The sequence below is a fragment of the Dictyobacter aurantiacus genome (genome assembly GCF_003967515.1).
In the GTDB taxonomy this organism is placed as follows: domain Bacteria; phylum Chloroflexota; class Ktedonobacteria; order Ktedonobacterales; family Ktedonobacteraceae; genus Dictyobacter; species Dictyobacter aurantiacus.
Window position 1 is genome coordinate 1,017,867 of the sequence record NZ_BIFQ01000001.1, and the last position, 17,639, is coordinate 1,035,505.

At 52.8% G+C, this 17,639-nt stretch carries 18 protein-coding genes; 11 read left to right on the forward strand and 7 right to left on the reverse strand.

The features are described from left to right. Nucleotides 1-266: 266 nt before the first annotated feature. Nucleotides 267-1,043, reverse strand: a complete 777-nt coding sequence (locus tag KTT_RS36030; RefSeq protein WP_160145623.1) for a hypothetical protein — start codon at nt 1,041-1,043, stop codon at nt 267-269. 13 nt (nt 1,044-1,056) lie between these two features. Then, complete coding sequence (locus KTT_RS04070; protein ID WP_126594769.1) at nt 1,057-1,713, reverse strand: hypothetical protein; 657 nt, start codon at nt 1,711-1,713, stop codon at nt 1,057-1,059. Between the two features lie 603 nt (nt 1,714-2,316). On the opposite strand from KTT_RS04070, the gene KTT_RS04075 reads away from it, so the two are divergent. Continuing rightward, entirely contained in the window at nt 2,317-2,979 is a 663-nt protein-coding gene (locus KTT_RS04075; protein WP_126594770.1) for a helix-turn-helix domain-containing protein, read from the forward strand. A 68-nt stretch (nt 2,980-3,047) separates the two neighbouring features. On the opposite strand, the gene KTT_RS04080 is transcribed toward KTT_RS04075, so the two are convergent. Then, nucleotides 3,048-3,737: a hypothetical protein gene (locus KTT_RS04080; RefSeq protein WP_126594771.1), complete on the reverse strand. Its 690-nt coding sequence runs from the start codon at nt 3,735-3,737 to the stop codon at nt 3,048-3,050. 572 nt (nt 3,738-4,309) lie between these two features. Between KTT_RS04080 and KTT_RS04085 the strand changes: the two genes are divergently transcribed. From KTT_RS04085 to KTT_RS04095, 3 genes are read left to right on the forward strand one after another with little or no spacing between them, the layout of a single operon-like run. Continuing rightward, entirely contained in the window at nt 4,310-5,089 is a 780-nt protein-coding gene (locus KTT_RS04085; RefSeq protein WP_160145624.1) for a hypothetical protein, read from the forward strand. 45 nt (nt 5,090-5,134) lie between these two features. Further along, entirely contained in the window at nt 5,135-6,163 is a 1,029-nt protein-coding gene (locus KTT_RS04090) for a hypothetical protein (RefSeq protein WP_126594773.1), read from the forward strand. Nucleotides 6,164-6,217: 54 nt separating this feature from the next. Next, entirely contained in the window at nt 6,218-6,811 is a 594-nt protein-coding gene (locus tag KTT_RS04095) for a DUF2721 domain-containing protein (protein ID WP_126594774.1), read from the forward strand. A 415-nt stretch (nt 6,812-7,226) separates the two neighbouring features. Here the strand turns inward: KTT_RS04095 and KTT_RS37625 are convergent, their stop codons facing one another. Beyond that, nucleotides 7,227-7,352 carry a transposase gene (locus KTT_RS37625; protein ID WP_371864837.1) on the reverse strand — a complete coding sequence of 42 codons (126 nt, stop codon included), beginning with the start codon at nt 7,350-7,352 and terminating at the stop codon, nt 7,227-7,229. Here KTT_RS37625 and KTT_RS04110 point away from each other — a divergent pair. Together KTT_RS04110 and KTT_RS04115 are read left to right on the forward strand one after the other, a co-directional pair. Continuing rightward, nucleotides 7,299-7,688 (forward strand): hypothetical protein, encoded by a 390-nt coding sequence (locus tag KTT_RS04110; RefSeq protein WP_126594775.1) that lies wholly within the window; start codon nt 7,299-7,301, stop codon nt 7,686-7,688. The two genes, KTT_RS37625 and KTT_RS04110, sit on opposite strands and share 54 nt — an antisense overlap. 415 nt (nt 7,689-8,103) lie before the next feature. Beyond that, a complete protein-coding gene (locus tag KTT_RS04115; RefSeq protein WP_126594776.1) occupies nt 8,104-8,625 on the forward strand; it encodes a hypothetical protein in 522 nt (173 codons plus the stop codon). Nucleotides 8,626-9,813: 1,188 nt separating this feature from the next. Here KTT_RS04115 and KTT_RS04120 read toward each other — a convergent pair. Further along, nucleotides 9,814-10,707 carry an ISL3 family transposase gene (locus tag KTT_RS04120; protein ID WP_235845827.1) on the reverse strand — a complete coding sequence of 298 codons (894 nt, stop codon included), beginning with the start codon at nt 10,705-10,707 and terminating at the stop codon, nt 9,814-9,816. Between the two features lie 159 nt (nt 10,708-10,866). Here KTT_RS04120 and KTT_RS36035 point away from each other — a divergent pair, with 159 nt between their 5' ends. The 4 genes from KTT_RS36035 to KTT_RS04135 all read left to right on the forward strand — a co-directional run bounded on the left by KTT_RS36035 (nt 10,867) and on the right by KTT_RS04135 (nt 13,507). Then, nucleotides 10,867-11,013 (forward strand): hypothetical protein, encoded by a 147-nt coding sequence (locus tag KTT_RS36035; protein ID WP_160145625.1) that lies wholly within the window; start codon nt 10,867-10,869, stop codon nt 11,011-11,013. Nucleotides 11,014-11,170: 157 nt separating this feature from the next. Continuing rightward, nucleotides 11,171-11,413, forward strand: a complete 243-nt coding sequence (locus KTT_RS04125; RefSeq protein ID WP_126594778.1) for a hypothetical protein — start codon at nt 11,171-11,173, stop codon at nt 11,411-11,413. Next, nucleotides 11,385-12,605 (forward strand): hypothetical protein, encoded by a 1,221-nt coding sequence (locus tag KTT_RS04130; RefSeq protein ID WP_126594779.1) that lies wholly within the window; start codon nt 11,385-11,387, stop codon nt 12,603-12,605. Before KTT_RS04125 ends, KTT_RS04130 begins: the two co-directional genes overlap by 29 nt. A 407-nt stretch (nt 12,606-13,012) precedes the next feature. Further along, nucleotides 13,013-13,507, forward strand: a complete 495-nt coding sequence (locus tag KTT_RS04135; RefSeq protein WP_162511800.1) for a hypothetical protein — start codon at nt 13,013-13,015, stop codon at nt 13,505-13,507. Between the two features lie 615 nt (nt 13,508-14,122). Here the strand turns inward: KTT_RS04135 and KTT_RS04140 are convergent. Further along, on the reverse strand, nt 14,123-14,713 hold the full coding sequence (locus tag KTT_RS04140) for a hypothetical protein (RefSeq protein ID WP_126594780.1): 591 nt from the start codon (nt 14,711-14,713) through the stop codon (nt 14,123-14,125). A 938-nt stretch (nt 14,714-15,651) separates the two neighbouring features. Then, nucleotides 15,652-16,593, reverse strand: coding sequence for a hypothetical protein (locus KTT_RS04150; RefSeq protein ID WP_126594782.1), 942 nt, complete (start codon nt 16,591-16,593; stop codon nt 15,652-15,654). 396 nt (nt 16,594-16,989) lie between these two features. Here KTT_RS04150 and KTT_RS04155 point away from each other — a divergent pair, with 396 nt between their 5' ends. Then, nucleotides 16,990-17,571 carry a hypothetical protein gene (locus KTT_RS04155; RefSeq protein ID WP_126594783.1) on the forward strand — a complete coding sequence of 194 codons (582 nt, stop codon included), beginning with the start codon at nt 16,990-16,992 and terminating at the stop codon, nt 17,569-17,571. Nucleotides 17,572-17,639 lie beyond the last annotated feature (68 nt).

Genomic DNA, 17,639 nt, shown 5'->3' on the forward strand with positions numbered 1-17,639 from the left:
TATCCAACGATCTATCGCTTCTCAAGGAGAATAGGGGAACAATGCTCAGTTCTCTCTCAACAAGATACTCGCTAAACGCATTATGCCCGGTAGCGCACGTTTCTTCCTCGACTCTACGAAAACGAGGGGAGTCCATTATCTGGTCGCGCATCCCGTGGGATTGGGGACCATTTGGCTCCCTCTTTGCTTATCGACAACAACAGGCGCACTCCTGACCCTATCTCTGAGTCATTTCCAATCTCATAGCCTGTAATTGGTTCTCATGTCTAGTATGGTTCCAACGCGCGATTCACGAATCGCGCGAATCTGTTTGTCCCGGTTGGATGTTGACCTCCCAAGCGCTCTTGAAATTCCCATACCTGTGCTTGTGCTTTATCCATTTCTGCTCTTAATGAATTTGTATCTGGTTTCTTTAATTCTTCTCTTAATTTATCCAGTTCTGCTCTTAATTCCCTTATATCTTTTTTGTTTGCAACTCGTCTATCATCGAATTTACGACCGACATAACGTGCGAATTTTCCAATGTTAGTTCCAGCTTCCTCGACAGACTCTTTAGCAGATCTGTAGATCTCCTTTAAACCTTTCCATGTGGATCTTCCAGCATCTCGAAAATGTCGACCTGCGCTCTGTCGCTTATCGCCTGATTCTTCTTTTTCCTTACCCTGATCATTAGATGCTTCTGATGATTCTGCTTTCTTCTTTTCTGCGTCTGCTAGCATAAAATTTGCTTTTTGACCCTCAGAAAATCCCGCATATCGAGGATCGCCCAAGTGACTATCGCCCGATTTTTCTTTTTCCTTACCCCGATCATTAGACGCTTCTGATGGTTCTCCACCATTCTCTGCTGGGTTTGTTGGCTTAAGAAATTTTTGTAGCTCCGGAGAAGATCCAAAAACTTCGTTTACGTTTTTATCCTCAAACTCAAATGTAAGCTTAAGAAAATCAGTATTTTTATGAGCATCCTTCGCTTCTCCTGATGGGTTAAGATGTTCTGTTGATGACCCAAGATGTTCTGTAAACCTGGATTTCACTTCTTTGACCATAGTACAGACTCCTTTAATTACTTATTGTATTGCTGGAGCTTTTACTTAAAAAAGTGTCCTCTAAAGTTTCTACATAGTCCTGCTTGACTAACAGACTGGTTTGCTGTGTCTCCAGGTAAGAAATTTCTATTTCGTCATAAGCTTCCATGGATTGCTTATATCTCTCTCTAGTTTCTATATAAGACATCCATGCTTGTTGATATGTTTCATTCAATCTGGTATACACTTCTTTAGCTTTTTGGTAAGCTATTTGTGCCTCACCTCTGGCAATGTCTGAATGTTGTAAGGAACTGGGAGCCTCTGTATGACTAATCAGGATTTGGATGTAAGCATCACTTGCCTGTTCGTAGATATTTTTCGCCTCACGATAGACCTGTAAAATATCTCTGTAGGTGTTTTCTGCCTCCAAGAAAGCCTGTCGGTCTTCAAGAAGAGTATGTTCTAACGCAAGAAAGGTTTCCTCTGCTTTTTCAAGAGAGCTTTGCATTTTCTGGTAGAATTTGCTAAGGCGTGGCGTGGCCTGCTTACGAACCTTTTGTGGAGATGGAGACGAAGCTGGCTTGACAAGATTACGAGAAAGCTGGTGTCTGAAATCTGTTTTAGCTGTAGTTTCGGAACGATTGCTTTGAAATATGTTACGTTGCATATATGGATGTTGTTCTTTTCCCATTGAGGAACCTCTCTTTACAAAAGTATAGAATGAACAATATCTCTCGGCCCGTAGCGTTTCCCACATTCCCTGATTGTCAGATGTTACAGTGTGTTCAGGTGCTTTTCTTCTTAGCATACTTCCTCCCCTGGTTGCCAACAAGTCCCACACAGGGACAATCCATCCTTTCGTTGTTTTGGTCACATCTCTGAGAAAGCATGGAGAGGCAAGAGAGACGGCGCAAAAAACTGGCCGTCCCCCGGCAGTTGGCTAAGTGTTCCGAGAAAGCAAGCCTGTTGGCTTGTGTCTGCCTACCACAAAAGAGAGAGGCACGTACCAGACAAGAGCGTAAACGGTGGAATCCTGAGCATATGGGTAGACAACGTAAACGGGCTCCCGATATACTTAGTATATCGTGCTTTTATAAGCTCTGCTGTATGTTTGCATCTCTCTTTTTCTGACGAGCATCTCTGAGCTTTTTTGCAATAATTCATTGGTTTCTTGCTAAGGCATGGTTCAAAATAAGCTTGAACCACTGTGACATTTGACGAAATTGTTGACAAAAATAATCCCTGAAAGATACGGTGAAATAGTCAAAACAATCACCATCTTCAGGGAGGAAACATGATCCATTGTAGCACAGTTGAGGAACGCGTACGTATAATCAGCCAGATGTTGGCCACGCCCACCCATGGGCTGATTAGCCAATTGAGCCGTTCGCACCACGTCTCTCGTCAGACATTGTACCGATGGGTCAGCAAGGGGAAGCAGGCCTTGGAAGAGGCGTTGAGAACCCCTCTGGTGCCACATCAGCCCCAGGATGCGCAGGCGTTGTTGGTCCTGACCCTCTTGCTGGAAACCCATGCGAGTTATCGGGAGGTTCAAACCTGTCTGCGAGACCTGCATGGGATGGATCTGAGTTTGGGGAAGATCGCTGGGATTGTCAAAGAAGCCGGAGTGCGTGCCCAAGGCTGGTTGAAGCAGCAACAGGCCCCAACGGCTCGCACGCTGACCTTGGATGAGCAATACAGCAGTCAATGGGGCAAAGCCTACCTCAATGTCGTTGATGCCCACAGTGGACAGGTGTGGGCGACGGTTCCTCCAGTGCCGGTAGATGGAGAAAGTTGGATGCTGCTGTTGGGGTGCAACAAGGTTTTTTGCGTGAGGCTGAGCCGAGAAGAAAGCGCTGTTTCATCGCTTGTCCCTGACGGTACACCAGGAGCGACAAGCGATGAAACATGGGAAACCCTGGAGATCGCTTGTGCTCCTGTGATAAGGGGCATGTGAGCAGGAGTGGGAGAGCGTTGCGCCCCTGTTGTTCCACGCAAACCTGTGTTCCCCGTGTGTTCCCAAGCTTACCAACGTACTCCTGGGATGCCTTTGTCACCAAAGCGTGCCATATTCTCCCGGGTGGTTGCCTTTCCCGCCTCCCGTGCGCTCTGTGTACGTCGATAAGCCAGGTATGATGAACAAAGATTCGTGATCCGGCTATAGTGGCTTGTATAGCCATCAGCGTAGTATAGCCCTCCATATGTGTTCACTTGATAGAGTGGTCGGATCTGTCGATGCAATGCTGTCATTTCCTCTTTCGACAAGCCGCCAGCAGCACGAATCCTGCGTGCCATAGTTTCATCCCAGTAGTCCTTGGTCGCCAGGCCCGCTCGTAATTGCTCAGGGGAATAGCCATGATGGGACGTCTCCTGGGGGCGGGTGTCTGCAGGGCCTGTCCGCGTGTCTGTCAGGTCTATCGGAGGCTGAGTGCGCTCAGAGGCGCGAGAGGCGTCGGAGGGCTGCTGTGCGTTGAATGGCTGCTGATCCCTGCCGGAGGGAGCATGGTCAAGGTAGGGCCGGAGGTCGGGAGGCGTCGACCCATCAGCGTAAAGTTCACGTAAGACGTCGGAGCGCTTCTGTGACGTGAGCAGGAGATCTCGTTTGATCTGTTTGGGCATATCGTGGGGAAATTGCCCCTCAGGATAGCGCGTATAGTACTGTGAGGAGGTACCAAAGCTGCGATTAACATCATAGACGATTTGATCTGCTTTCATGGAATATTGTTCCTCCCTATCTTCGGTAGCGAACTCGGCAGGGGTGTGTGATCGTGATCGTGGACGATCCATCGTGCTCCATCCTTTTTAGTGAGAAAGATAGAGCCGCAGGCAGGCACAAGCAAGAGGGAAAGAGGCCCAATCTCCTGGAGAGGGCCTTCCCGCAAAAAAGCCTGCTGCACCCGTTGGCCACTCAAATCTGTTACGATAAAAAAAACAATCGTAACGGATCGCGGCAGCTGGCCGGGGGGTGCGGCAAGTTTTTTTGCACCGATCCCTTTGGGCCTCTTTCCCTCTTGCTTGTGCCTGCCTGCGGCTCTATCCTGTTTGCGAAACAGGACGGATGACCATGGCTTATCTTGCACACCCACAATGCACGTCATGGCACACCCACAAGACAGGAGAACCGGATGCCATTCGAAAAAACGCCCTCTCATCGCGAACACTCAGCAACGATCGATCCCCAAGACCTTCATCGGCCAACGGGTGATGGTGGGTTTGGTTGGTATATGCCGACAGCTAACACAACAGCTAGGACAGATATCATCAGGACAACAACTGGGGAGCGATCGTTGCTGCAACAGCAGCAGGAAAGTCCTCATGTTCCGCATGATATCTATCGACGTTACCAGGAACAGCAGGAAAGGGAAATGCAGCCCTTCGACACACACGGCGCCCCTGAGCAGCCCATTCTCTCTGAACTACTGGCTGAGCAGGCCATCCAGGGCAACCCGGAGGCTCTCAGGAGCCTCTTCGCCCGTGAGTCGCCCTCCGGTGTGGAAACTGCCGCTCAGGACCCTTCCCGCCGACGCTTAACAAGCCCGGGGGGGAGCAGCTATGAACTGGCTACATATCCTAACCAGGCCGCTTTTGTGGAAGGCCCCGGCACGTATCAGCACTATAAAACGGAAAACCAGACCCTACGACCTGAGACGGAGCAATTAAAGAGTAAAGCGCAAGTGTCTGATCTTCTCACTGGAAAATACAAACAAGGCAAAGGTTGGGTCGCGACAGATGGACGGCCTGTCTATCAACCCGCAGCGGACCGCAATGAGGCGGCCAGGAAAGCCAAGGAGACACCGGGCGTCGAGGGACGCAGTGCGGCGACCAGGAAAGGCAAGGAGACGCTGGGCCCCGAGGGACGCAGTGCGGCGGCCAGGAAAGCCAAGGAGACGCTGGGCCCCGAGGGACGCAGTGCGGCGACCAGGAAAGCCAAGGAGACGCTGGGCCCCGAGGGACGCAGTGCGGCGACCAGGAAAGCCAAGGAGACGCTGGGCCCCGAGGGACGCAGTGCGGCGACCAGGAAAGCCAAGGAGACGAGAAGACGGAGAGCTGCAGCCCAGGAAGATTGATCGTTGGTGAGCGAGTGGCAACACGTATCGTGCTATGGGGGATCGATGCGACAGCACCTTCCCCTGCCCCCCTTTCATCCTTCATCGGTCCCGGCTTCAGCTCGGCGCAAAAAAGCTTGCCGCACCCTGCTGTTGTGGGATCTGCAAGAGCAAGGTCTTGAGGTCAAAGGGACAGTGAGTGATGGCGGTCGGGCCATTGCCGAAACCGTGAAGCAGGTGTATGGGCCCGCTCATCACCAACGCGATATCTGGCATCTCTTGCATCTGGCCTCTCAAGTGCAAGCACGGCTCGATCGAGCCGTCATCATGGAACACGCTCGTTTGCCTGCTATTGAGCGCAACGCTACGCGTACTGCCGCAGGCAAACGGGCCAAAGGCAGGCCATCGGGAGTGACCCTGCAAGAGCAGCAAGCTCGCATTTCCCAGATGCAGTATGTCGCCCAAAGTGTTGCCTATCTCTGTGAGTACTTGCACCAGATGGTGGAGGTCGTCGTCCTGCACAGAGGTCGTCTGCTCAGCTACCAGGAGCGCCAAGGCGAGATCGAAGTGGTGATGGATCTGCTCAATGAGATAGCTTCCCTGGCTACGCCAGCCCTGCAAGGACAGATCCAGATGCTTTCCACGCAACTGCGTTTGGCCTTGCCGCAAACGGTGATGTTTGCCCGGGAACTTGAAGCCAAGCACCTGCACGCGCTCCAGAGCTTGGGATGCGAGGCGGTTGCCCTGTTGGCATGGGCATGGAGACGACGGGCGGGACTTGGCCTCACCAGCACCCAGCTGCTTGAGGGGATCCCCTCGCAGTGGCGAGAGGAGGCCAATCTGCTGCTGGCAGCCTGGGATCAAGCGGTCCGCGCAAGCAGCGTTGTCGAAAACTGGCACAGTATTGTCCGGCCTCATTTGGCTGTGCATCGAACGCTTTCGGCTGGCTTTCTGGCATTGCTCGCCGTTGGGCACAATCATCGGATTGCTCCTCGTGGTCTTCATGAGGATCTTTCCCCTTTACAGCGGACAGGAACTGCCCTGTCCCATCACACTTGGCTCGCAGCTCTGGGCTATTCTGCTCTCGCTGCTTGACTGTTCAAATATGTCACATGGTTTTGAACCATGCCTAAAGGATGAAAAAACGTCATGGACATTCCGAGTCTTACTCACATTATCAGTCTTATTGTCGCCCCTGTCGTCATGATTTCGTGCTGCATTCTCTTGCTCAATGGCCAGCTTCAGCGATATGATAGCATCAGTATCCGGATGCGATCAATGACCCAGGAACGTTTTGAGCTCTTGCGTTCAACAAACATGTCCCTCGATGAAACGATCGGTACAATGGATGATTTCTGCAAAAGACGCCTCAATGAAATTGAGGCTCAACTCCCGCACCTGCTAAAGCGGCACAAACTGCTTCACGATGCTGCTCTGCTCATTGGTATGGCCATCCTCATTTTCGTCATCAGTATGTTTGTGCTGGCAATTGCGGCCATACAAAATTCTGACCAGCTGGCATTTCTCTCCTTTGTGACGTTCCTGGGAGGAGTTACAGTCGTCTGGCTCGGTGGCATGGTCATCTTGTACGAACTGAATAAATCCCATCTCTCCGTACGCTACGAGGTGATGCATTCACTCAGCCTGGATAAGAGCATGCCAGTGATAACACTTTCCCTTCCGCGAATCGCGGTTCCCCGGGAAAAATCCGGGAAAGGGTTGGCAGAGTTTCACGCTCGTTGATCCTCTGAGCATCTCCAATACGACCAACCATCAGGTTCCTGTTCCCATGCTCATTGGAGATGCGCCTTTCTCTCACTGGCAGGCGCTCTTTCTGTCATCCTCGTGGTAAATACGCTCAATGGTCGACAGAATCGACCTGAAAAATCGAACTGTGCATTCAAGGGCTGATCAAATCAGAAACCGCTCGGGGAGAACCGCTTCTGGAGCGGGAGAATCAACGCAGCGAATGAAAGCTGGTTTTACCTTTTGAGGACATGCCAGATCGTCACGAGTAACTTTCGAGCCGCAGCAACAATCACCTTTTGTTTGCCAATGCGTGCGGCCAACCGCTCAAACTGACTGGGCTTGCCAGTGGAGGTGATGTTCGACCGCTACCCAGGCTGCCTCGACCATGACGCAGATCACTGCGCCCTCCTTAGTGATCCGCCCCCGGATTGGTTTCCACCAACTGGTGAACGCTGGTTCCTAATCCGGCATAGCCTACGAGATGCTTCGCCGAGGGAAAGCGGGTAATCTCCCCAATGGCGGCCAGCAGACACAAGGCGGAGACGATCTTGATCGTAACGAGCGGGCCTTTGGGGCTGACAGTGATATGGTGCAGGCGTTGGATGCGGCGGTAGACGACTGTATTATGGAGCGTAGCGGCCTGGATGGTCTGAGCACAGACGCCCGCTTATGGCTGGAACATCCAACTATGAACGGGCCATTCTCGGAGTACTGGCAATCGGGCAGGTTTCCAGCTGATCAGGTGTTGAACGGTATGACCCATATCAGCAATATCACCATCACTGATGGAGAAGACGGCGCGATCGACATCGAGTTCGATTATGAGTCTGATGTCGATGGATATGAAGTGAGCGGACACGTGAGCGCGTGAGAGAGCCCATCACGGGAAGGAGCCGGTCATTTTTGGAGCAGCGCAACCTCGGCGGGGGCTTGTGGCCCATCAGCTGGGCTCTTGCCTCCGGCTCGTCTGGTTCTGACCCTGGTTTCCTCTTGTGTGGGGGCTCGAACCAGTCTATACTAGGCACCAAAAGGCAACAAAAGGAGTCGTTATGGAACATCACTTCAAAGCGCATGAGACCGATCGCTTGCACAATGGGAATAGGCCTGAGGAGGCCTACGATCCTTTTCAGGAGGCCCGCGACCGCAGGCAGAACAGGCAGAACCCAACCATCGAGCAGAACGCTTCCAGGATCCAAGAACGTCAAGAACGTAGGAAGATTCACCCATTGCCATCCTCCCATCACACTGACGCACCACCGCCCGACGGCACAAGGGAGTCCAATACCATGACCCAAGAGGCAAGGGGGTCAGAAAATCCGCGAGTTCAATTTGGTCTGAATCCAAATACAACTAGGCCAGGCCAGGGAGGCGTGCGCAGACCAGATCTAGGGAGGGATCAACGACGAGAAGAAACTCAGTTCAAGCACTATGCACGGGAGCGAAAAGCTATTAGGCAGGAAGAAGCTGAGAGACGACGAGAAGAAACTCAGTTCAAGCACTATGCACGGGAGCGAAAAGCTATTAGACAGGAAGAAGCTGAGCGACGACGAATAGAAGCTCAGTTCAATCGCTATACAGGGGTGGAAAAAGCTAATGCACGGGCGGAAAAAGCTGAGCGACGACGAATAGAAGCTCAGTTCAATCGCTATACAGGGGTGGAAAAAGCTAATGCACGGGCGGAAAAAGCTAATGCAGATCACGATCAGCCGCGGCCACTTGAAGCGCCAGTGCCGTTTCGACTACAACCACAGGTGGTACCGCAACGTTTGAGCCTCTTTGAAAGTAAGAGTGACGAGGTTGACAAATGACTTTTTTCTTCCTGTGCCGCAAAGTGGATAAAGCAGCATCTTACCTCCGGCCGAAAGGCATGAGGGGGACAGGAGTATGATGTGAGGAAGGCCGGATAGAAAGGGCATCCATACTATGCCGGTCAGCTCGGCCGCATATGGCAAGGGCTAAATTGCTCAAACCCCAGTTGTGCGATCTTGCGTAGGTTCCAGGTCAAGGCCGCAAGGCGGAAGGATGCTATACGACCTGTTGAGGGGTCCAGTCTGATGGCAGCTGACAGGCTGGAAGCGGCTCTCTCAAGCTACCTGTAATGAACAGGGAACCCAACGAACGGGGTGCCTACGTACGAAGACACTGGACAATGGAGAGACTTCGGGATCGCCTGTGAGCCGAGAGGCTTATGGCGACGGAGTGATCATAGTACCCAAATGCTCAGAGTAATGTCTGAGACAAGGGGAAGGGCCACAGGATTATGGAGATGTCCGCGACTGTGCGGTGGATGCCGCGAACTGTAAGGGGATAAGCAGTCAAGGCAGACTAAGCTCCAAATCTGGAGAGCCGTGTGCGCGGAAAGGGTGCGCCATGGTACGCACGAAGATAATTGCCACCAAAGGTGGCCGGAGTTCAGGGAACATGACTCCGAGGCGATCTCACTTACCTAAACTTGAAAAAGAGAGGGGACAAGAGCATATGAGAAAAGCAGGAAGCAACGGAAGACGTGTAAGTTGCCGTCCTGCAACGCCTGAGCGATATGGCTAGAGCTAGACTGCCCAAATCCGAATCTCCAGCGACGGAACCGCACGCCTTTCGGTAGCACGTCTGAACACCGATACCATCATGAAACATGGATTCGACTTTCGTCCATGCCACTCCCTGCATGATGGGCGATGACCAGCGAGGTCATTCAAGGAGATGAGTCGGGAGCCTACGTCGTTCTACACGTTTCTTCGTGACGGAACATGGGATTCTCTACCGGGGGCGCCCCCCAAGAGAACGGAGTGTTCATAGTAGTCGTGGGAGTTACGACCCACCAGGGAAGACGAGAAGGTCGTCTACAGGGCAAAGGAACACAGGTGATACTGATGAACAGAAGACCATGAGGTATGCGAATGCAAAACGCCACAACGGTACTGAACATCATTCGAGAACAAGGAAACGCGGAGTCCCGTTAGGCTCTCCGTCCTTTAGGGGGAACCGATGAGCTTTTCTCATAAGGAACCTCCGAGAAGAATGCGAAGACGCAAATTAAGAAAATTGCGATAGCCATAGGCCTGGCGCATCATCGTTTTGGTTCGATTGTTCTTGCCCTCCACAAATCCATTGGAAATACGAGTGGGCAGAAAGCGGAAAAACGCCAGGATTTCTGCTTTCCAATGGACAAAGATTGAAAGGGCTTGGCGCATCGGCTCTGGCCCTGTTTCCCGCACCTGTATGATCCAGGCATTGAGTTGCTCTTCTGCGGTCTCCATGGTCGCTTGAGCATACCAGCTCCGTAAGGCTTCTTTGAGATCCCAGGCTTGTGCGAGCGTGGGCAGATGCGTGGCAATACGAGCTCGTTCCTGCTCTTGGCCTGCGCTCAGGTCTTCTTTGGCACGCAAGAACAACTGCTGTTTGTGGTGCAAGAGAATGCGTCCTTCTTTTTTGTGAGCCCAACTGGAAACCACCTTGCGAAAGGCTTTCATCAGATGCTGCATGACATGAAAATGATCGATCACAATCTGGGCATGGGGCAACGATTTCCTGACGGCAGGAGCAAACGAAGCGCTCATATCCATGCTGACCGCTGTGACGTGTTCAGGGTGCGCCAGTCGGTTGAGCAGGCCGACCACGTCTTCAAGCTTGCGACCAAGACACACCTCCATCACCTCTCGCTGCTCCAAATCACACAACAGCGTCGCATAGCGATGTCCTTTGCGCACGGCGAACTCATCGATGCCCAGAAACGTGGGGGGCAATGGCTCTTGAGCGCGCACATCCAGTCCTCGCGCTTGCAACATGGGTTCACCCAGGTGCTGCACACACTCGCGAACAAAGCGCGGCCCTACCTCAAAGGTATCTGCTACGTGTTCCACCGGCTGGGTCATCGCATGCGTCCCAATCACTTCTCGCAATCATCTGGTTGTCCTTCTGCGACGGCCACACGCCCGATCGGGTTCCGTAAAGGGGGTGCGGAAAGATATTTTGCGTGAGGATGAGTTCAGGAAAAAGCTCTGTGCTACACTAGAGCCATTGGCACGATGAGAGAAAGAGGAGAAGCACCAATGGATGAACAAGGCTGGCAGGCAAAGAGTATCGAGATCCTGACGGAGATCAAGGCGTGGCGACAAGCGCATCCCACCGCCACCTTTGTGGACATTGAAGAGCAGGTGCATCGCCGCCTGATGGAACTGGAAGCCCACGTCTTGTAAGAGGCGGCTTCGGCCAGCGAATGTCGAGCATGGGGCCAGGCCATGGATACGCCTGCTCCCATGTGCCCCATCTGTGCGGTTCCGCTGCAGGCACGAGGCCTGCGAGAGCGCACGTTACAGGGCAATGGAGGCCAGCGCGTGACCTTGAGCCGTACCTATGGGATCTGCCCCAGATGTGGGGCCGGTCTTTTTCCCCCTCGATGAGGAACTCGCGTTGCTGCCGGGTCACCTGCCGCCTCGACAACAAGAACACCTGACGCACCTGGCCTGCTTCATGCCCTTTGCGAAAGCGGCTCAGATGCTTGAAACGCTCCTGGGCGTGCACATCACAAGGGAGACCGCTCGTTCTCTGAGCGAACGCGGGTGTCTGGATGGAAGCAGACACCCTGACCGAAGGTGAAATGCCCCCCGTCCCTGTGGCCCCCGATCAACCTGCTCCAGAACAGTGTGTAGTGAGTGCTGATGGTGCCATGATTTCGCTGATCAACACGCAGTGGGTCGAAGTCCGCACCCTGGCCATCGGCGAACCCAAGGTGGAGACGGGGACCGATGGCGAAGCAGAGATCCATGTAGGTCAGCTCTCGTATGTGTCTCGTCTCTGTGATGCCCTCACCTTTACGCACCATGCCGCCGGGGAACTCCGACGGCGTCGAGTCGGGGAGGCGAAGCAGGTCTGTAGCGTCACTGACGGAGCCGAGTGGTGCCAGAACCTCATGTCGCTCTATCGCCCGGATACGCTACAGATTCTGGATTTTGCCCATGCGGCAGAACGCCTGAGCCAGTTGCTCGAAGCCTTGAGGCACGTCGGCTTGCATGTTCCTGACCGCATGCTAGATCGCTGTTTGCATGTACTCAAACATCGAGGACCGGCGGCGTTGTTGCGCATGGCCAATCGCTTCGGGAGCGATCTCACGCAGCAGAAGGGGATCGGGCAACATCTGGAGTACCTGCGCAAACGAGCGGCCTTGATGCAGTATCCCACCTTTCGTGCTCAGGGCTGGCCCATCGGTTCGGGGATGGTGGAAAGCGCCAACAAACTGGTGGTGCAAGCCCGCCTCAAAGGCGCGGGCATGCATTGGCAACGCAGCCATGTCAATCCCATGTTAGCCCTCCGCCTGGCAGTGTGCAATGACCGTTGGCAAGAGATGTGGCACCACGCCGTGCGTCAGCAGCGTATCCGTATCGGCCACGCTCCTCCACAATCAGCGCCCACGGAGCCTGAGGATCAGGTGCTGCCGGTTGACGACCGCCACGCTCAGGTGTCGCCCTCTCCTCATGCTGTTGCGGCATTGATGCCTCACGTTCTTCCCAGTGCTCCCCAGCGACGCTCAGTGACCGCACCACATGCTCCGGTGTCAGCTTCTCCCATGCTGATGGCATGCTTCTCTCGCCAGGACCCTGGTCTTCTCTGCAGCCCATCAAAGAAGACGCCACCGCAGCAAGCAGACAGATGCTTCTGCGGGGCACCGTTGGTACGATTCAAAGGACACCGTCCCAAGGAGTACTGTTCGGATCGGTGCCGCCAACGGGCCTACCGTCAGCGACAGGCGCTCAAGCGCTGGGAACACCGGGGATCGATCGTCATAGGATGATCTGGATACGCTCGATGAAAAAAACGCCTAGCTTGATCTTGGGCTATCCATCACGACCCGGTCCGATCCAGGTCCTTTTTCCGCTTTCAATTGTAGGATTCCTGCAAGGTCCATGTTATCAGTTTCTCATACCTAGCTTGATGCTGCTCACGGAAGGAGTCATGAAAGTTATGCACAGTAGAGCGTTCTCTGGCTAAATCACTAGCGATAGCGGCCCAGCATATCTTTATTAAGATCCTTGCTATGCTCCTCTAGTCTCTCCCTATCCCATTTCTCCATCTGCCTTCGCAACAACTCAAGCCCTTTTGGCTCCCTCTGCTCTATGAGTTCCTTGCTATTCTCTCTATTTGGGGTCCCGCTACGATCCGGATTGCTCAACTCTGGATTCCCGGAGGACCATTGATGCTGTGCTAGATTGGCTCTGTACCCCGGCATGCGCCTTTGGGCCTGACTCTCCGGGGACTGCGGAAGATCCCGCACCATCGCTTGGAACTCCCGACGCTGCCACATCGTTGCTTGGGACTCCCGACGCTGCCGCATCATCGCTTGGAACTCCCGACGCTGCTGCACCATCGCTTGGGACTGCGGAAGATCCCGCACCATCGCTTGGGACTGCGGAAGATCCCGCACCATCGCTTGGGACTGCGGAAGATCCCGCACCATCGCTTGGGACTGCGGAAGATCCCGCACCATCGCTTGGGACTGCGGAAGATCCCGCACCATCGCTTGGGACTGCGGAAGATCCCGCACCATCGCTTGGGACTGCGGAAGATCCCGCACCATCGCTTGGGACTGCGGAAGCAGCTCAGGCCGTGCAATATTTGCTTGTCTTATTGCGTCGTTCTGCCAGCTCCTCCCTTGATACTCCGAACGCTGCTCAGGCCGTGCAATTTCTAAGTTAGCTGATGGATTATTGCCCTCTCGGGGCCTCGCTCCTGATGAATCACCTGCGTTCTGTCGTCTTCTTTCGGGTAGAATAGATGGCATAACTTATACTCCTAACACATCGATCGCTATTTTTATACAAAGGATAGATCTGCCGACCAGGAAAAACCAGAGGGAAAGAGGCCCACTTGCCAAGATGACTTGCCGCAAAATTTCTTGCTGCACCCTCAGCTCGGCCAACGGTGACGATTGCTCGGCCGCTTCACCCATCCATCAGCAACGCGACCACCTGGCACGTTGGGGATCTCCTCCTGGATACAGCCGAATCGTCCATATGTACGCGTGGATTTCCCCCCAAAGGATCCATCGGTGCGTGGGGAGCGCAAACGGTACCCACCGTTCTCGGGGTCAGCACATCTAAACTTGAAAACTGTACGCTAAGGTTTGGACACGCTGATCCGATACTTGATCTAAGCTTCCAGGCCTTTCAAAAAAGGCGAAGGCTAAGCAGAAAAAGAAAAAATCGGCTCGCCAAATGAAGCTCTTCCCTTAGACGATAGAGAAGGGCTAAGGTTTACGTGAAGGTAGACAGAAGATTATCGAAATAAAGTCTATTTAAGCTTGTGGTTACTCTATTTTTGCAAAGCAAGTTTTTCTCCAATTCTAAATTGAATCAAACTAAAAATGAGCGTGTTTACTACAAATATACAAACAATAAACCCAGAATTAGCAAACGTTAGTCCTTTAAGCGTTAAAAGTGTAAGTACCACTCCGAAGTTTGTCACTATCCATGGCCATGCTAGTTCTGTATCGGGATGTTTGTATGCTTTAACGAGTGTAGGGATAGCCGCTAAAACGTTAACCAAAATGCTAAATGTTATTGCTATATTTCCTACTTTCGTAATTAACCACAAAATTAAACCGAAAATTGATAGCACACCACAAATTAAATCAAATCCGGTTATCCTCCACGCAGCTTTTTTATTTGCAAATGAAGCTACAAATATAGTAAGTGGTAAAAAACCCGTACTGAATGTCATTAAAGATTCTAAGCCTACACCTTGCTTTATCTGTGCGGCAAAAGCGATAAATGGGGCAATTGACCAAAGTAAGAAAGATACTCTATTTGGCTTCACTTTTCCTCGAACTGTATCGACTAAATAAGCCAATGCACCTATAGCACCTATAAGAGTTCCAATAATTACAAAATTTTGATTTAGCATATTGAGGTTATCCTTTCTTTTAATTGCTGTATAAGGGGTCAGCGTATCGAAACCTGAAAACTGTACGCTACGTCTGAAAGATGGGGGAGCAGCTTGGAAAAAAATACGCTCGTAGCTCAACTTGATAGTTATCAGATGCTTCAAGACCCTGATGTTGGCGTCTCAGGGCCAACATCAGGGTCTATCAGAAGAGACTTGATCACGTTTCCTCTAGACCTTTCTCACTCAAATGGAGCGACGGCTTTTTGCATCATTCGCAGCTATCTTTCTACCATGCGCAAGCAGGGTCGCTCAATACTGGCTGTCATGGCTGCGGTTTTTGCTGGTGCTCCTTTCCCCATTGCATGGGCTACTGAGTAGTTACTTTCTTCTCTAGTAAAAATCCCCTTCTAAAGCCCCCAAATTCTCCTTGATCTGGCATAATAATTTCCCCTCATATGCATAGAACTTACAGGCAAGTTCTATGCATACAGCTAATACGTAAAAAGTAGGTAACATTCAACAGAGAATGCATACACTCAAAAGCCTATCTTACAAAAAGCCTTTGCTTGGGGGCAAAAGAGGGACAAGTTTCAGGACAACATGAAACTTGTCGGAGAACGCTTGTCGGAGAATAGCCATTCTCGGTCATGGCTCTCCCATCTCTACGTTCCACTTTCCAGGCAGGCGTGGGCAGAGACAGGGGAATCGCGATTGTGGTCACGTTCATCAGGCTGATATTAAACATCAATTTGAGGAAAGATAGTCTACTAGACCCCATTAGCAAGGGAGTCGGTTGACCACCGGCTCTTTTTTGTGCGCACGCACGAGGCAACTCGTGAGGTGCTGTAAAAAGTGCCAGGGGATTGGCACGTTTTGTGAGACGTTGCGGCGGTGCAACGTCCGACCAGTGGGCCCGGAGGGCTGTCTTTGGTGCTGCCAGGTGAGGATGGCTTTTCCTAGGAGTTCAGGAGATCTTGTATGCGTATGCCATGCTCGCTGCGTCTTGCGTGCCTTTCTTCTCTAGTCGTCTCTGCGGCAGTCGTCTCTGCGGCTGCATATTGCACTGGGGTCGCAACCTGCTCCTTGATCATCCTCTCGTACTCGCGTACGAGTTGGGCTTGCGCAGGATCAGCCTGCTCCAGCCGCTGCATCGCTCCTCTGCCTCCTCTCAGCTCCTGCTTATAGTGCGCATAGGCCTCATAATGTGCCGGTGTAATCTGCTTGCCCTGAATGTCTACCTTTATTCGCCTTGTCTCAGCTTTTCGTTCAGTGCGCAACCGCTTTAGCTCCGCTTTTTGCTCGTTTGTCCCATTTTGTATGACTCTGCTGAGTTGTATGAAAAGCGTATATGCGGCTGGGGCATCTCTGTTCATCCGCTCCATTCCTCCTGGGCCCTTGTACGTAGTGCTGTGAAGCGACTCGGCGTCCAGGTGGGCGCGGGTGAGCGTGATCTGGTCGCGGGGGATGTCAGCTGTCAATTTCGGTTGGCGTTCATCGCGCAGCCGCTGCAGATGCGCTTTTTGCTCTTCTGTCCCACGCTTCTTGACTCTGTTGAGTTGCTTGAAAAGCGTATATGCGGCTGGGGCAGCTGCCTTCATCCGCTCCATTCCTCCTGAGCCCTTGTACGTAGTGTTGAAAAGCGACTCGGCGTCCAGGTGGGCGCGGGTGAGCGTGATCTGGTCGTGAGGGATGTCAGCTGTCGACTTCTGGCGCTGGGGACGAAGCTCACGCGGAGCAGGAGCAGCTGTCGACAGCTCATACAGAGCATGGGCAGCTATCAACTCCCGTTGACGTAGTAGATCGTAGTGCTCACTCATCTGCTCAGTGGAGTGGCGCAGGCTGGTCTCCAGGTGGGGGTGGGTCTGCTCTTTCGGTCTGATCTCTCGGGGTTGCGGCATGGGATGAATCCTTTCGTGGGTTTTAGGAGCAGTGTAGCATAAGGGTCAAGGCGTGTGAGAGGACGCAGAGGGGCGTGTGAGCGGGAAGGGGTGAGGGAAGTGTGGGGGTGGCGGCAGAATGGCGGCTGGTGGCGATTGTGGGGTATGCAGTGCGCTGGTGAAACGTGCCAGTGTGGATGGTAATGATTGTGGAAAGAATGCAGGAAAGTGGGACGGTGCGGCGTGTGGATGAGCGAGCAGGGGAGCCGGGCAGTGATCAGGACAATCACATCTCATTTTTGGAACTGGCTTTACAAGCTGCCTCATAATAAACCAAGTTTTTAATCCCTGCGGTGTAGATGCACACCACGAGCCGCTTAAAAATTTAGATGCGATTGCCCTGGGGCAGTGATCCGGATGCTTGACAAAACGCAAAGGAGGTATACCACCTGGATCGAAGTGATCAACGGACGAGCGGAGCGAGGAGAGCAGTCAGAGCGAGAGCGGCAGTTAGAGGAGCGGGAGCGACAGCTCGCAGAGCGCGAGGAGCTGCTAAATCAACAGCTTGCGGAACGGGAGCGGCAACTAGAGGAGCGAGAGCGGGCCATGGCCGCGCCTCCTGAGCCAGAGCTACCCAAGTTCGGGACGGGACCATCTGACTACTTGGATCGTGACGAGCGGGCGTTTGGAGCAGATAGCGAGATTGTCAGCAGTCTGGAAGAGGCAGTAGCAGACTTTATCTCAGATCGGGGCGGCCTGGATGGTCTGAGTGTCGATGCAACTGAGTGGTTAGAGTCTCCAACGATCTCAGCGGTGTTTGACCAATATTGGGTGTCGGGCGGGTTCACGGCTGATCAGGTTGTTGAGGGGGTGGTGAGCATCAACAATATCAAGATCACAGAAGACGAGGACGGCTCAATTCACATTGAGTTTGATTATGAGTCCGAAGTAGATGGGGAAGACGGCGACTATGTGGTGCAAGGTCATGCGAGCACATGAGGAGGAAGAGGATAGAAATTAAGGCGCGGTGGTGTGCGGTTGGATGGACGTGAGAGCGAGAGTGAGGG

Excerpts from the sequence above, each read along its gene's own strand:
- KTT_RS36030 (WP_160145623.1), bottom strand. The coding sequence starts at position 1,043 with ATGGTCAAAGAAGTGAAATCCAGGTTTACAGAACATCTTGGGTCATCA.
- KTT_RS04070 (WP_126594769.1), bottom strand. The coding sequence starts at position 1,713 with ATGGGAAAAGAACAACATCCATATATGCAACGTAACATATTTCAAAGC.
- KTT_RS04075 (WP_126594770.1), top strand. The coding sequence starts at position 2,317 with ATGATCCATTGTAGCACAGTTGAGGAACGCGTACGTATAATCAGCCAG.
- KTT_RS04080 (WP_126594771.1), bottom strand. The coding sequence starts at position 3,737 with ATGAAAGCAGATCAAATCGTCTATGATGTTAATCGCAGCTTTGGTACC.
- KTT_RS04090 (WP_126594773.1), top strand. The coding sequence starts at position 5,135 with ATGCGACAGCACCTTCCCCTGCCCCCCTTTCATCCTTCATCGGTCCCG.
- KTT_RS04095 (WP_126594774.1), top strand. The coding sequence starts at position 6,218 with ATGGACATTCCGAGTCTTACTCACATTATCAGTCTTATTGTCGCCCCT.
- KTT_RS04110 (WP_126594775.1), top strand. The coding sequence starts at position 7,299 with ATGCTTCGCCGAGGGAAAGCGGGTAATCTCCCCAATGGCGGCCAGCAG.
- KTT_RS04115 (WP_126594776.1), top strand. The coding sequence starts at position 8,104 with ATGACCCAAGAGGCAAGGGGGTCAGAAAATCCGCGAGTTCAATTTGGT.
- KTT_RS36035 (WP_160145625.1), top strand. The coding sequence starts at position 10,867 with ATGGATGAACAAGGCTGGCAGGCAAAGAGTATCGAGATCCTGACGGAG.
- KTT_RS04125 (WP_126594778.1), top strand. The coding sequence starts at position 11,171 with ATGGGATCTGCCCCAGATGTGGGGCCGGTCTTTTTCCCCCTCGATGAG.
- KTT_RS04130 (WP_126594779.1), top strand. The coding sequence starts at position 11,385 with ATGGAAGCAGACACCCTGACCGAAGGTGAAATGCCCCCCGTCCCTGTG.
- KTT_RS04140 (WP_126594780.1), bottom strand. The coding sequence starts at position 14,713 with ATGCTAAATCAAAATTTTGTAATTATTGGAACTCTTATAGGTGCTATA.
- KTT_RS04150 (WP_126594782.1), bottom strand. The coding sequence starts at position 16,593 with ATGCCGCAACCCCGAGAGATCAGACCGAAAGAGCAGACCCACCCCCAC.
- KTT_RS04155 (WP_126594783.1), top strand. The coding sequence starts at position 16,990 with ATGCTTGACAAAACGCAAAGGAGGTATACCACCTGGATCGAAGTGATC.